The sequence below is a fragment of the Dyella nitratireducens genome, assembly GCF_014642835.1.
GTDB lineage: Bacteria > Pseudomonadota > Gammaproteobacteria > Xanthomonadales > Rhodanobacteraceae > Dyella_B > Dyella_B nitratireducens.
On sequence record NZ_BMJA01000006.1, the window covers coordinates 110,790 to 123,642 of the forward strand.

The 12,853-nt window shown below is 60.9% G+C and carries 9 protein-coding genes and 1 riboswitch; of the genes, 7 read left to right on the forward strand and 2 right to left on the reverse strand.

All coding sequences use genetic code 11. From position 1 onward, the window contains the following. Positions 1–31: 31 nt before the first annotated feature. Positions 32–658 carry a threonine export protein RhtC gene (rhtC, locus tag IEX75_RS22365; protein WP_188797942.1) on the reverse strand — a complete coding sequence of 209 codons (627 nt, stop codon included), beginning with the start codon at positions 656–658 and terminating at the stop codon, positions 32–34. Positions 659–880: 222 nt separating this feature from the next. On the opposite strand from rhtC, the gene IEX75_RS22370 reads away from it, so the two are divergent. The 6 genes from IEX75_RS22370 to metK all read left to right on the forward strand — a co-directional run bounded on the left by IEX75_RS22370 (position 881) and on the right by metK (position 9,330). After that, positions 881–2,140: a nucleoside permease gene (locus IEX75_RS22370; RefSeq protein WP_188797944.1), complete on the forward strand. Its 1,260-nt coding sequence runs from the start codon at positions 881–883 to the stop codon at positions 2,138–2,140. Between the two features lie 112 nt (positions 2,141–2,252). Continuing rightward, on the forward strand, positions 2,253–3,239 hold the full coding sequence (gene dusB / locus IEX75_RS22375) for a tRNA dihydrouridine synthase DusB (protein ID WP_188798245.1): 987 nt from the start codon (positions 2,253–2,255) through the stop codon (positions 3,237–3,239). Between the two features lie 64 nt (positions 3,240–3,303). Next, on the forward strand, positions 3,304–4,134 hold the full coding sequence (locus IEX75_RS22380; RefSeq protein WP_188797946.1) for a class I SAM-dependent methyltransferase: 831 nt from the start codon (positions 3,304–3,306) through the stop codon (positions 4,132–4,134). 66 nt (positions 4,135–4,200) lie between these two features. Beyond that, a riboswitch (cobalamin riboswitch) is annotated at positions 4,201–4,411 on the forward strand. 195 nt (positions 4,412–4,606) lie between these two features. After that, complete coding sequence (gene metE, locus IEX75_RS22385) at positions 4,607–6,886, forward strand: 5-methyltetrahydropteroyltriglutamate--homocysteine S-methyltransferase (RefSeq protein WP_188797948.1); 2,280 nt, start codon at positions 4,607–4,609, stop codon at positions 6,884–6,886. Between the two features lie 228 nt (positions 6,887–7,114). Continuing rightward, the gene (locus tag IEX75_RS22390; protein WP_229721031.1) at positions 7,115–7,972 is read left to right on the forward strand and encodes an alpha/beta hydrolase; all 858 of its coding nucleotides are present in this window, start codon (positions 7,115–7,117) and stop codon (positions 7,970–7,972) included. 158 nt (positions 7,973–8,130) lie between these two features. Beyond that, positions 8,131–9,330 carry a methionine adenosyltransferase gene (metK, locus tag IEX75_RS22395; RefSeq protein ID WP_188797952.1) on the forward strand — a complete coding sequence of 400 codons (1,200 nt, stop codon included), beginning with the start codon at positions 8,131–8,133 and terminating at the stop codon, positions 9,328–9,330. Between the two features lie 106 nt (positions 9,331–9,436). On the opposite strand, the gene IEX75_RS22400 is transcribed toward metK, so the two are convergent. Then, a complete protein-coding gene (locus IEX75_RS22400; RefSeq protein ID WP_229721032.1) occupies positions 9,437–10,525 on the reverse strand; it encodes a D-alanyl-D-alanine carboxypeptidase family protein in 1,089 nt (362 codons plus the stop codon). Between the two features lie 268 nt (positions 10,526–10,793). Here IEX75_RS22400 and IEX75_RS22405 point away from each other — a divergent pair, with 268 nt between their 5' ends. After that, a complete protein-coding gene (locus tag IEX75_RS22405; RefSeq protein WP_188797954.1) occupies positions 10,794–12,674 on the forward strand; it encodes an ATP-binding cassette domain-containing protein in 1,881 nt (626 codons plus the stop codon). The last annotated feature ends 179 nt before the right edge of the window (positions 12,675–12,853 follow it).

Consider the following 12,853-nt stretch of genomic DNA (forward strand, 5'->3'; position numbering starts at 1 on the left):
ACGCTGCGCTAACCCAACCTACGCACCTGGCTCAGGCAGCTCGGCGCGAAAAGATCAGGTGCAGACCAAACAGCATGAATACCGCACCCGCACAGCCATCAATCCAGCGACTGATACGCAGATAACCCCGCCGCATCACCGGCAGTGCGAAGCATCCAGCCACGAAGGAAAACCACAGAAAGGTCTCGGCGACCACCATCGCCCACAAACCCCAGCGTGCCGTTGACGACACACCCTCGCCCACGAACGCCGAGAAAATACTGCCGAAATAGATCACCACTTTCGGATTGGCGAGATTGGTAAGCAGGCCATTGCGCAGCGAGCGCCAGGCGCCGGCAAACACTTGCACGGGTTCCGCCTGCGTTTGGACGGGCTTGGCTAGCGCCCCTCGCAGCATCTTGAAGCCCATCCAGCACAGATATAAGCCGCCGCCAATGGAAATCAGGCGTTCCAGCCAGATCAACTTGTGCAGCAGCAATTGCAGGCCGAGCAGCGCCAACGCCGCCCACATCGCCACGCCAAGCGTGATGCCAGCCACGCCGGCCATCGCCTCATGCCGCGAGCGGCTGACCGCCGTCTGCGAGACAAAGAAAAAATCCGGCCCCGGGCTCATCAGGGCGATGATGTGGACGATCGCGATAGTGATGAACAGGCTCATGGGGTCGCTCCGGATAACTGCACGAAGTGTAAGCGGTACGGCGTACCGCGGCGAACCTTGCCGGTCGAGCAGGGCTTCCTCTACGCTGCCGCCCATCCAGGCGGGGCAACCAAAGCCCGTCATTTCGGCCAAGGCCGGAATGACGACAAGGCGGCAGGCGCTATCGAAACACATAAGTACGCGTTATCCAGGGGAAAACAAAACCATGCAGGAAACCAGCCCATGAGCCTGAAGTTGCGACTCATCGCGATGAATTTCCTGCAGTACTTCATCTGGGGAGCCTGGCTGATCACCATCGGCGCGTACTGGTTTCAGAACCGGCATTGGTCAGGCACGCAGTTCGGCGCAATCTTCTCAACGATGGGCATCGCCTCGCTGTTCATGCCTTCGATCCTGGGTGTGGTGGCCGACAAGTGGATCCGCGCCGAGCGCCTGTACGGCTGCATGCACATCGCTGGGGCGGCCGTGTTGTGCATCGTGCCGGAGATCAATCATCCCGGCACGCTGTTCTGGGTGATGCTGGTGAACATGATGTGCTACATGCCCACCATTTCGTTGGCGATTACCGTGGCCTACAACGCGCTCAAGCGCGACGGCGCGGACGTGGTGCGCGTCTACCCGCCGATCCGCGTGTGGGGCACGGTGGGTTTCATCGCCGCCATGTGGATGGTAAGCCTGCTGCATCTGGAAACCACCACCGGGCAGTTCTATGTGGCCGCAGCGGCCTCGCTGCTGCTTGGCATCTATGCGTTCACGCTGCCACCCTGCCCGCCGCGCCTGCGTGGTGAAGACCATCGTTCCTGGCTGGATGCATTGGGCCTTACCTCGTTCGCACTGTTCAAGCAGGCGAAGATGGCGATCTTCTTCATCTTCGCCATGCTGCTCGGCGCGGCGCTGCAGCTGACCAATGCCTACGGCGATACGTTCCTGCACGACTTCGAACACGTCGACGCGTATAGAAATCTGATCGCCGTACGCTACCCAGCGATCATCATGTCGATTTCGCAGGTGTCGGAAACGCTGTTCATCCTGGCGATTCCGTTCTTCCTCAAGCGCTTCGGCATCAAAACGGTGATGCTGATCAGCATGCTGGCGTGGACGCTGCGCTTCGGCCTGTTTGCGTTCGGCGATCCGGGTAATGGGCTGTGGATGATCGTGTTGTCGTGCATCGTCTACGGCATGGCCTTCGACTTCTTCAACATCTCCGGCTCCTTGTTCGTCGAAGGCCAGAGCGATCCGGCCATTCGCGCCAGCGCGCAAGGCTTGTTCATGCTGATGACCAACGGCATCGGTGCGGTGCTGGGTAGCTCGATCAGCGGCTTGGTGATCGATGCGTATTTCACCCGCCCCGATCATTCGCTGGACTGGCACGGCATCTGGCTCACTTTCGCCGCCTATTCGCTGGTGGTAGCGGTGCTGTTCGTGTTTCTGTTCAAGCACAAGCACGCACCAGAAGCTCTGCAGGGCGTTCCCGCGCACTGACATAGGTTGGGGTGCAAACCCCGACATTGGTATTCCCCATACATCCCGATGTTGGGGTTTGCACCCCAACCTACACCGGGCGCATTGCTACTTCGGCGCTACAATGGCCCGCATGCAAATCGGCCCCTACCGCATCGACCCGCCGGTGGTGCTCGCGCCCATGGCCGGCGTCACCGACAAGCCTTTCCGCCTGCTGTGCAAACGGCTGGGTGCAGGGCTTGCCGTGTCTGAGATGACGGCCTCCGATCCCCGCCTGTGGCAGACGCGCAAATCGCTCAAGCGCATGGACCATGATGGCGAGCCCGAACCCGTCAGCGTGCAGATCGCCGGCTATGATCCGGGCATGCTGGCCGAAGCCGCGCGCTTCAACGTCGCCAACGGCGCGCAGATCATCGACATCAACATGGGCTGTCCGGCCAAAAAGGTGTGCAACGTCTGGTCCGGCTCAGCGCTGCTGCAGGATGAGCCGCTGGTCGCACGCATCGTCAAGGCGGTCGTTGACGCAGTGGACGTGCCGGTCACACTGAAAATCCGCACTGGCTGGGATCGCCAGCACAAGAACGCACTCACCATCGCGCGTATTGCCGAAGACAACGGCATTGCCGCGCTCGCCGTGCACGGCCGCACGCGCGCCGACAAATACGAAGGCGAAGCCGAATACGAAACCATCGCCGCGGTGAAAGCGGCAGTGCGGATTCCGGTGCTCGCCAACGGCGACGTCACCACGCCGCAACAAGCTAAACATGTCCTGGATGCAACCCGCGCCGATGCCGTGATGATCGGCCGCGGCGCGCAAGGGCGTCCGTGGATTTTTCGCGAGATCGCCCATTACCTCGCTACCGGCGAGCTACTGCCCGAACCTTCACCGCGCGACGTATCCAATATCCTGCTCGGCCATCTCGAACATCTGCATCTCTTCTACGGCGAACAAGCCGGCGTGCGCATCGCGCGCAAGCACCTGGGCTGGTATGCGAAGGATCGATCGGAAAACGCAAGCTTCCGCGAGGTGGTCAACCGGGCCGAGACGGCGCAGGAGCAGTCGCGGCTGACCCGCGCGTATTTCGAGACGTTGCAGGATAGCTGGCGCATCGCTGCCTAGTGGAAGACTGGAGTAACGTTAGGCAACGCGCACCGTTACTCAATCTTTCCAGCGGACGCTCGCCATGAACAGCATCGCTACCGGTGACTTCCCCTACATCCACGGTTTTTCCAACGAAGAACAATCGCGTTTGGTGCGCCAGGCGCGCATGTTCGAAAGCACGCTGTTCAGCCATATCGATTACAGCGGTGCGGGTCGCCTGCTGGAGGTCGGCTGCGGCGTCGGTGCGCAGACAGAAATCCTGTTGCGGCGTTTTCCCGACTTGCACGTCACCGGGATCGATCGCTCACCAACCCAACTCGCCGCTGCCGAGCACAATCTCTCCGCCAAAGCCTGGTGCGAATCGCGTTTCGCCTTGAAGCAGGCCGATGCCGCCGACTTGCCCTTTGCCGATCGCAGTTTCGACGCCGCCTACCTGTGCTGGGTGCTGGAACACATGCCAAGTCCAGCGCGCGTGCTCAGCGAAGTGCGCCGCGTGCTGGCACCTGGCGCCGTGATCTACGTGACCGAGGTACTGAATTCCTCGTTCTTCCTCGACCCTTATTCGCCCAACCTGCTGCGTTATTGGATGGCGTTCAACGATCACCAATATGACAGCGGCGGTGATCCCTTCATCGGCGCCAAACTGGGCAATCTGCTGCTGGCCGGCGGCTACCGCGATGTGCAGACCGAGGTGAAGAGCGTGCATCTGGACAATCGCCAACCAGGGCGACGCAAGCAGATGATCGAGTTCTGGGAAGAAGTACTGCTTTCCGCCGCCGAACAGCTCATCGTCGCAGGCAAGTCGGATGTGCCTACCGTGGAAGGCATGCGCAGCGAATTGCAGGCGGTGCGCAACGATCCGAATGCGGTGTTCTTTTTTGCCTTCGTGCAGGCACGGGCGATCGTGTACTAGATGCGCCTTTGCAATCGCTCATTCCGTCCTCGTGATTGGCCAGATTGACCCTAGCCAGCCATCCGGCTATTGTCCTCCCGCCGAGGTTTTCATCTCTTTATCCGAATAGAGAGATGAAATTAATAGGGAAGCCGGTGGGAATCCGGCGCTGCCCCGCAGCGGTGTGTGGAAACGACCTTCGCCATGAGCACTGGGTTCAAACCCGGGAAGCGGCGAACAGTAGGCGGCGATTGCCACGTCCACGAGCCCGAAGACCTGCCTTGGCCGAAGCGCGCCGTTTGTAACGGCGCGCCCGTACGACCTGGGAGCTCCGCGGGGAGACCCGGCATCGCGCCCTTTCCTGTGCGACGCCTACCCGTGGGTTTCCCAGCTCGCCCGCGGGGGCGAAGGTCGACAGTGCGTCACGGACTTAGGGTCCGCGGCGACGCCTGCCTTCGTTCCTCTTTGCCATGCATCGCAACGAGGAATACACATGACACACACAACTTATCTCGGCTTTCCACGCATTGGCCGACGCCGCGAGCTGAAGCGTGCGCTGGAAAAATACTGGCACGACGGCGACGCCGCATCACTGCTCGACACCGCCAGGACGCTGCGGCAACGCCATTGGCAACTCGCCAAGGCAGCGGGTATCGGCAGCATTCCCGTCAACGACTTCTCGCTCTACGACCATGTGCTCGACACCGCCGTGCTGTTCGATGCCGTGCCCGATCGCTATCGCTCACTGCTGCGCAACGATCCGCTCGCCGGTTATTTCGCGATGGCGCGCGGCAATCGTGACCTGCATGCGCTGGAAATGACCAAGTGGTTCGATACCAACTACCACTACATCGTGCCGGAGTTGCATGCCGGCCAGCGTTTCCGGCTGACTGCCAACAAGCCGCTGGCCGAATGGCTGGAAGCGCGGGGGCTCGGCGTGGATGCGCGCCCTGTCCTGCTCGGTCCGGTTTCGTTCCTGCGGTTGTCCAAAACGGTGGACGACAGCGATGCGCTGAATTTGCTCGACGCGCTGATCCCGGCGTATATCGAGCTGCTGGAACAACTCGCACAAGCAGGTGTTACGTGGGTTCAACTGGACGAGCCCTGCCTGGTCCAGGATCTGGATGAGGTCACGAAACACGCCTACACCACCGCATATAGCACGCTGGCGATTGGCCCCACGCCGAAACGTCTCCTCGCCACCTATTTCGGTGGACTCGGCGATAACCTGGCACTTGCCACCAGTCTCCCTGTCGACGGATTGCATATCGACCTGGTTCGCGCGCCGGAACAACTGGATGCTGTTCTCGCTGAACTACCCAAGCACTGCGTATTGAGCGCAGGCGTCATCGATGGACGCAACATCTGGCGCAGCCATCCCTCGCACGTCACGCCACTGCTCGAAAAAATCGTCGCCTCGCGCAGCCATGAGCTGGCATGGATTGCGCCATCCTGTTCGCTTTTGCACGTGCCCATCGACGCCGCTCAGGAAACCTCATTGCCAGCGGATCTTTTAAGCTGGTTGTCATTCGCCCAGCAGAAGCTCGAGGAAATCCGCTACTACGCGGATGCTTTAAACGGTGACGAAAAAGCCAACGCCTTCCTCGTCAAACAGACGGCACTGCTATCCGCACGAACGCAAGCGCACGGCATACACCGCAACGATGTACGCGCACGCGTCAACGCGCTGAGCCCGCAAGCTACCCAACGGCGTTCCAACTTGGCGCATCGCCGGCGCGTACAAGCCGACGCGTTGTCCTTGCCGCCACTTCCCACCACCACCATCGGCTCATTCCCACAAACCGATACCTTGCGCCATGCACGCGCCGAGCATCGCGCCGAACGCATCGACAACCAAACGTACGAGACGGTGTTGCGCGAGGAAATCGAACGCGCCATCCGCTTCCAGGAACGCATCGGCCTCGACGTGCTGGTGCACGGCGAGCCCGAGCGCAACGACATGGTGGAATACTTTGGCGAACAACTCGAAGGCTTCGCCTTTACGCGCCAAGGCTGGGTGCAGAGCTACGGTTCGCGTTGTGTGAAACCCCCGATCATCTGGGGCGACGTTTCGCGGCCCAAGCCGATGACCGTGCAATGGTCGCGCTACGCGCAGTCACTTACCGACAAGCCGGTCAAAGGCATGCTGACGGGACCGGTGACGGTGCTGCAGTGGTCGTTCGTACGCGACGATCTGCCACGCGATCAGGTTTGCCTGCAGCTGGCGCTTGCTTTGCGCGACGAAGTGCACGACCTGGAAAAGGCTGACATCCATGTTATCCAGATCGATGAACCCGCCCTGCGCGAGGGACTGCCGATCCGCCATGCCGACCATGCGGCCTATCTCGACTGGGCCGTACGCTGCTTCCGCATCACCGCCGGCGGCACCCGTGACGCCACCCAGATTCACACACACATGTGCTACAGCGAATTCAATGACATCATTGAAGCCGTTGCCGCACTCGACGCTGACGTGATTTCGATTGAGAGCAGCCGTTCGCGCATGGAATTGCTGCAAGCATTCGAGGATTTCCACTATCCAGGCAGCATCGGCCCGGGCGTGTACGACATTCACTCGCCGCGCGTTCCGTCAAAGGAGGAAATGGTTGATCTGCTTGAGCGCGCGTTGACAGTGCTCGAACCAGGCCAGTTGTGGGTCAATCCTGATTGCGGCCTAAAAACCCGGGGCTGGAAGGAAACCGAGCCGGCGCTGACCGCAATGGTAAATGCGGCCCAGTCGTTGCGCGCGGCGCTGGCGGGAACGGAGGCTTAAACCCGAAGGGAGAGCGTAGGCTGGGGTGCAAACCCCAGCATCGTGCTGCATGCAAACACCGATGTTGGGGTTTGCACCCCAACCTACGGGCTTTGTCGTAGACCGCTAATTCCAGCTCGCAAACCTTTGCGGCCTTGAAGCAGGCATCATCGGCAGATCGCTTCTCTTCGCAACGCCATGATGCACCCACCTTTCGCGCGTTTCCTTCGCAGCTTGTGCCGACTACTTTTGTTGCTGAGCATCGCGTTACTGCTCGGCGGCTGTGAAGCCACCTTATTCGCCGGCTTGAACGCCACCGACCGCCGCGCCGGCGTCGAAACGCAACGTAACCTGGTATTCGATGCAACGCATGGCTTGAAGCTGGACGTGTATCGGCCTGCCGGCATCACACATGCGCCGCTCGTGGTGTTCTTCTACGGCGGCAGCTGGGTGCGCGGCGAACGCGCCTGGTATCGCTTTGTGGGCACGGCGCTGGCATCGCACGGCGTGGTGACGGTGATTCCGGATTACCGCAAATATCCGCAGGTAAAGATGGACGGCTTCATGCAGGATGCGGCGCGCGCGGTAGCTTGGGCGCATAGCCATGCCGAAGAACTGGGTGGCACACCGGACGACATCTTCGTGATGGGCCATTCGGCCGGTGGACAAATCGGCGCCTTGCTGGTCACCGATCCTGCGTGGCTGGCGCCTTACGGCTTGCGCCCGGACGAACTGGCCGGCTTTATCGGCCTGGCCGGCTGCTACGACTTCATGCCGATTCCCGCCAATGAGAAGGACATGCTCGGCATGTTCGGCCGCGATACGTCATCACAAGCCCGCGCACAACCCGTGCGCTTCGTGCAGGGCCACGAACCGCCCATGCTGCTGTTACAGGGCCTGGCCGACCATGAGGTAGAACCTTCGAACGCGATGTCGCTCGCCCATGTGCTGCAGGCGCACCACGAGGAAGTAGACCTGCGCCTGTATCCGGGCGTAAGCCACAACGCGCTGGTCTTTGCCCTGTCGCGGCCGTTCCACACAGACGCACCCACGCTCGATGATGTGCTCCGCTTCATTCATGCCCATCCGCTGGCCGCCGTCCGCTGATCGCCCGCCGCACCCCGTTTGGACGTCCATTTGCCTCACCCTGCCTGAACCCGTCACATGGGTATGCCAGACTGGGCGGTGAAACCCCGGGGCAGTGCGTGTATCATGCGCAATTCCCCTTTCCATCTCTTTATCCGTAAAGAAGGATATAAGCCGCGATGAGCAACTACCTCTTCACCTCCGAGTCGGTCTCCGAAGGCCATCCGGACAAGGTCGCCGACCAGATCTCCGATGCCGTGCTGGACGCGATCCTGGCCCAAGACCAGCGCGCCCGCGTGGCCTGCGAAACCCTGGTGAAGACCGGCGTGGCCATCGTCGCCGGCGAAGTCACTACCAGCGCCTGGATCGACCTGGAAGCGCTGACCCGCAAGGTGATCGTGGACATCGGCTACAACTCCAGCGACGTCGGCTTCGACGGCGAAACCTGCGGCGTGCTGAACCTGATCGGCAAGCAGTCGCCCGACATCAACCAGGGCGTGGACCGCAAGAAGCCCGAGGAACAGGGTGCCGGCGACCAGGGTCTGATGTTCGGCTACGCCACCAACGAAACCAAGGATTTCATGCCGGCGGCGATCTACTACTCGCACCGCCTGGTAGAGCAGCAGGCCAAGGTCCGCAAGAAGAAGAACTCCCCGCTGCCGTGGCTGCGCCCGGACGCGAAGAGCCAGGTCACCCTGCGCTATGAAGACGGCGTGGCCACCGCGATCGACGCAGTGGTGCTGTCCACCCAGCACGACCCGAACGTGAAGCAGAAAGACCTGGTCGAGGCCGTGCGCGAGCACATCTTGAAGCCCGTGCTGCCGGCCAAGCTGCTGCACAAGAACACCAAGTTCCACATCAACCCGACCGGCAAGTTCGTGATTGGTGGCCCCGTGGGCGACTGCGGCCTGACCGGCCGCAAGATCATCGTCGACACCTACGGCGGCTGGGCCCGTCACGGCGGTGGTGCGTTCTCCGGCAAGGATCCCTCAAAGGTCGACCGTTCGGCCGCCTACGCTGCCCGCTACGTGGCCAAGAACATCGTGGCCGCCGGCCTCGCCGACCGCTGCGAAGTGCAGGTGAGCTACGCCATCGGCGTGGCCGAGCCGACCTCGATCTCGGTCACCACGTTCGGCACCGGCAAGCTCCCCGACGACAAGATCGAGAAGCTGATTCGCAAGCACTTCGACCTGCGCCCGTACGGCATCATCAAGATGCTGGACCTGATCCACCCGATGTATCAGGCCACCGCCAGCTACGGCCACTTCGGCCGCACGCCGTACGAAGTGAAGGATGCCAACGGCAACACCTTCACCGCCTTCTCCTGGGAGAAGACGGACAAGGCTGACGAGCTGCGTGCAGACGCCAAGCTCAAGTAAGCCCGGTTAGCTATCCGGCAAAACAAAAAACCCCGCGGCATGCCGCGGGGTTTTTGTTTGTGTATCGGAACCGATAGTGTCAGTCCAATCGGCTTTGCCAGCACCTTCAGTCGTGATCGTCGCCCTGCGAAGCCAGCACCACCTTCTTGCTCTTGTGGCGATGGGCAAGACGCGTGGAGGACTTGTGCGACTTGGCCACCCGCGGGCAACTCCTGCCACGGTGCGGCGTGCAGCCACGCGAGGCGCGGCGATGTGCTGGCGCCGTCTCGTCCGCTTCCGCCGTTTCGATCGGCGACAGGGCCGCCAGCACGCGATGGGTACGGCTGGACACACCGGCCTGGGCAACCAGCGCTTCGGGTGTCGGCTGATTGTCGAATGCATCGTCCAGCAGGCGAGCCATCAAGTTGTCGCGGGCTGAGGCACTACGCCCGCCCAGCACCACGGCAAACAGGCGGCGGCCATCATGCACGGCGGTGGAAGCCAGGTTGAAACCGGAAGCATCGGTGAAACCGGTCTTCAGGCCATCCATGCCGGGATAGCGGTCCATCAGGTTGTTGTGGCCACGGATCAGTTGACCTTGGAATACGAATTCCTTGGTCGAGAAGTAATGCGTGTATTGCGGGAAATCGCGATACAGCGCCATGGCGAGCTTGGCCATGTCGCGCGCTGTGGAAACGTTGTTCGGGTCCGGCAAGCCGCTGGCGTTGGCGAAATGCGTGGACGTCATGCCAAGCAATGCGGCCTGCGCCGTCATCATCTCGGCGAAATGGCCCTCGTTGCCGCCCAGGCTCTCGGCAATCACACTCGCTGCATCGTTGGCCGACTTGGTCACCATGCCGAGAATGCAGTCGTTGACGGAAACGGTCCGGCCGGTATGCAAGCCGAGCTTGGTCGGCGCGCGCGATGCAGCCCAGGAGGAAATCGACAGTTCCTGGTCCACCTTCAGCTTGCCGCTCTGCAGCGCCTGGAAGGTGAGATACAGGGTCATCATCTTGGTGAGCGAGGCCGGGTAGTTCTGATCGTCCGCGTTCACGGCGCTCAGCACCTCACCCGTGGCTGGGTCGATCACGATGGCCGCGTAACCCGCATGCGCTGCGCCGGCATAACCGGCAAGGCCCAACAACAGCATCGCCGCGAACAGGCCCCACAGCCGGTTCAACCACTGCATGGGCTGGATGGATTGGATGTTCGCCACGGCCTCTCACTCCCGAACCGCGGTACTGCCCCCGCGTCGCGCAACCTTAATGCATGACGATCGCAAATTCCAGAGGAAACGCTTTAATCTGCCATGCTAAGTGCATGTTTTCTTGAATTTTAACCGACTCCAAGGGCGTAAAATTTTGTTATGCCCCGGTGACGGCCGGTCGAAATTTATATCGACAGTTGGCGCCAGTTTCTTGAAGCGAACCTTTCGCCGACTGCCAGTAGGGGGAATGCAAAGAGCGAGCCAGTAGAATGGCGGGATGTCCCTTATCCAACTCCAGCGCGTCGACTTCAGCGTCGGCGGCCCTCTTCTGCTCGAACACGTCGACCTGGTTGTCGATGCCAACGAGCGCGTGTGCATTGTCGGTCGTAACGGCGAAGGCAAATCCACCCTCATGAAACTGATCGCCGGTGAATTGCAACCGGACGACGGTGAAGTGCGCGTGCAAAGCGGCGTGGTCGTCGCACGCATGGCACAGGAAGTACCGCAGAACACCACAGGCAGTGTCTTCGACGTCGTGGCTGAAGGCCTTGGCGATCTCGGCCGCTTGCTCGCGCGCTATCACCATCTTCTTGCCGAAGGCGATCTCGATGCGCTGGGCGAGGTGCAAAACCAGATCGAAGCGCAACACGGCTGGGATCTGGATCGCCGCGTCACCGATGTGCTGACCAAACTCGAACTCCCCGCCGAGATCGATTTTGCCGCGCTTTCCGGTGGCATGAAGCGTCGCGTGCTGCTGGCGCAAGCATTGGTTCGCAAGCCAAATGTATTGCTGCTGGATGAGCCGACCAACCATCTCGATATCGAAGCGATCGGCTGGCTGGAAGGCTTTCTCAAACAGTTCGAAGGCAGCATCGTGTTCATCACGCACGATCGCAGTTTTCTTCGCGCGCTCGCGACGCGCATCGTCGAAATCGATCGCGGCCAGCTCACCAGTTGGCCAGGCGATTACGACAATTATCTGCGCCGCCGCGAAGAACGCCTGCACGCCGAAGCACAGGCCAATGCCCTGTTCGACAAAAAGCTCGCACAGGAAGAAGTGTGGATTCGCCAGGGCATCAAGGCGCGCCGTACCCGTAACGAAGGCCGCGTGCGCGCGTTGAAAGCGCTGCGCCGCGAACGTGCCGAGCGCCGCGAACTCGGCGGCAATGCAAAGATGGCGCTGGCCAATGCGCAAGCCTCCGGCAAGAAGGTCATCGAACTGGATCGTGTGCACCAGGCCTATGGCGAGCGCGTGCTGATCGATGACCTGAATACCACGCTCATGCGTGGCGATCGCGTTGGCATCGTCGGGCCCAATGGCGCAGGCAAGAGTACTTTGCTGAAAATCATGCTTGGCGAACTGAAACCGCAACGCGGTGACGTCAACCTAGGCACGGGACTGCAGATCGCCTATTTCGATCAGCATCGCTCGCAGCTCAATGACCGCTTGAATGCGCTGGACAACGTTGCCGAAGGTCGCGAATACATCGAGCTCAACGGCCAACGCAAGCACATCATCGGCTACCTGCAGGATTTCCTGTTCTCCCCCGAACGCGCCCGCGCACCGATCACCCGTTTGTCGGGTGGTGAACGCAATCGTCTGTTACTCGCCAAGCTGTTCGCGCAGCCGTCCAATCTTCTGGTCATGGACGAACCTACCAACGACCTCGACGTCGAAACGCTGGAACTGCTGGAAGAACTGCTCACCGAATACAAAGGTACGCTGCTGCTGGTGTCACACGACCGCGAATTCCTCGACAACGTCGTGTCGAGCACGCTGGTACTGGAAGGCGAAGGCAAGGTGGGCGAATACGTGGGCGGCTACAGCGATTGGCTGCGGCAGAAACCGGCGGATCGGTCTTCCACTGAAATACCTGCACCCGCAGCAAAGCCCGCCAAGGCCGATGCACCAGCTGTTGCAACGAGCAGCGAAAAACCCAAACGCAAGCTTAGTTACAAGGATGCACGCGAATTGGAGCAATTGCCCGCACGCATCGAGCAGTTGGAAGCCGAGGTCGCACAACGCGCCGAAGCGATGAATGACCCTTCGTTCTATCAACAGGACAATGCGGCGATTCAGAAAGCGAACGACGCTTTGGCGAAAGCACAGGCGGAATTGGATCTGGCGTATGCGCGTTGGACAGAGCTGGAAGGCTAGGACGTAGGTCCGAAGCGTCGTTCGCCGCAAAAATTACTCTTGCCTGGACGTCATTCCGGCGAAGGCCGGAATCCATCGCAAATACGAAGCATGGATTCCGGCCTTCGCCGGAATGACGACTCGCTCTGAAACAGTATTAGCGCGAGCTTCAATTCTTGCCGGAAGAGCGGAAAAACGTG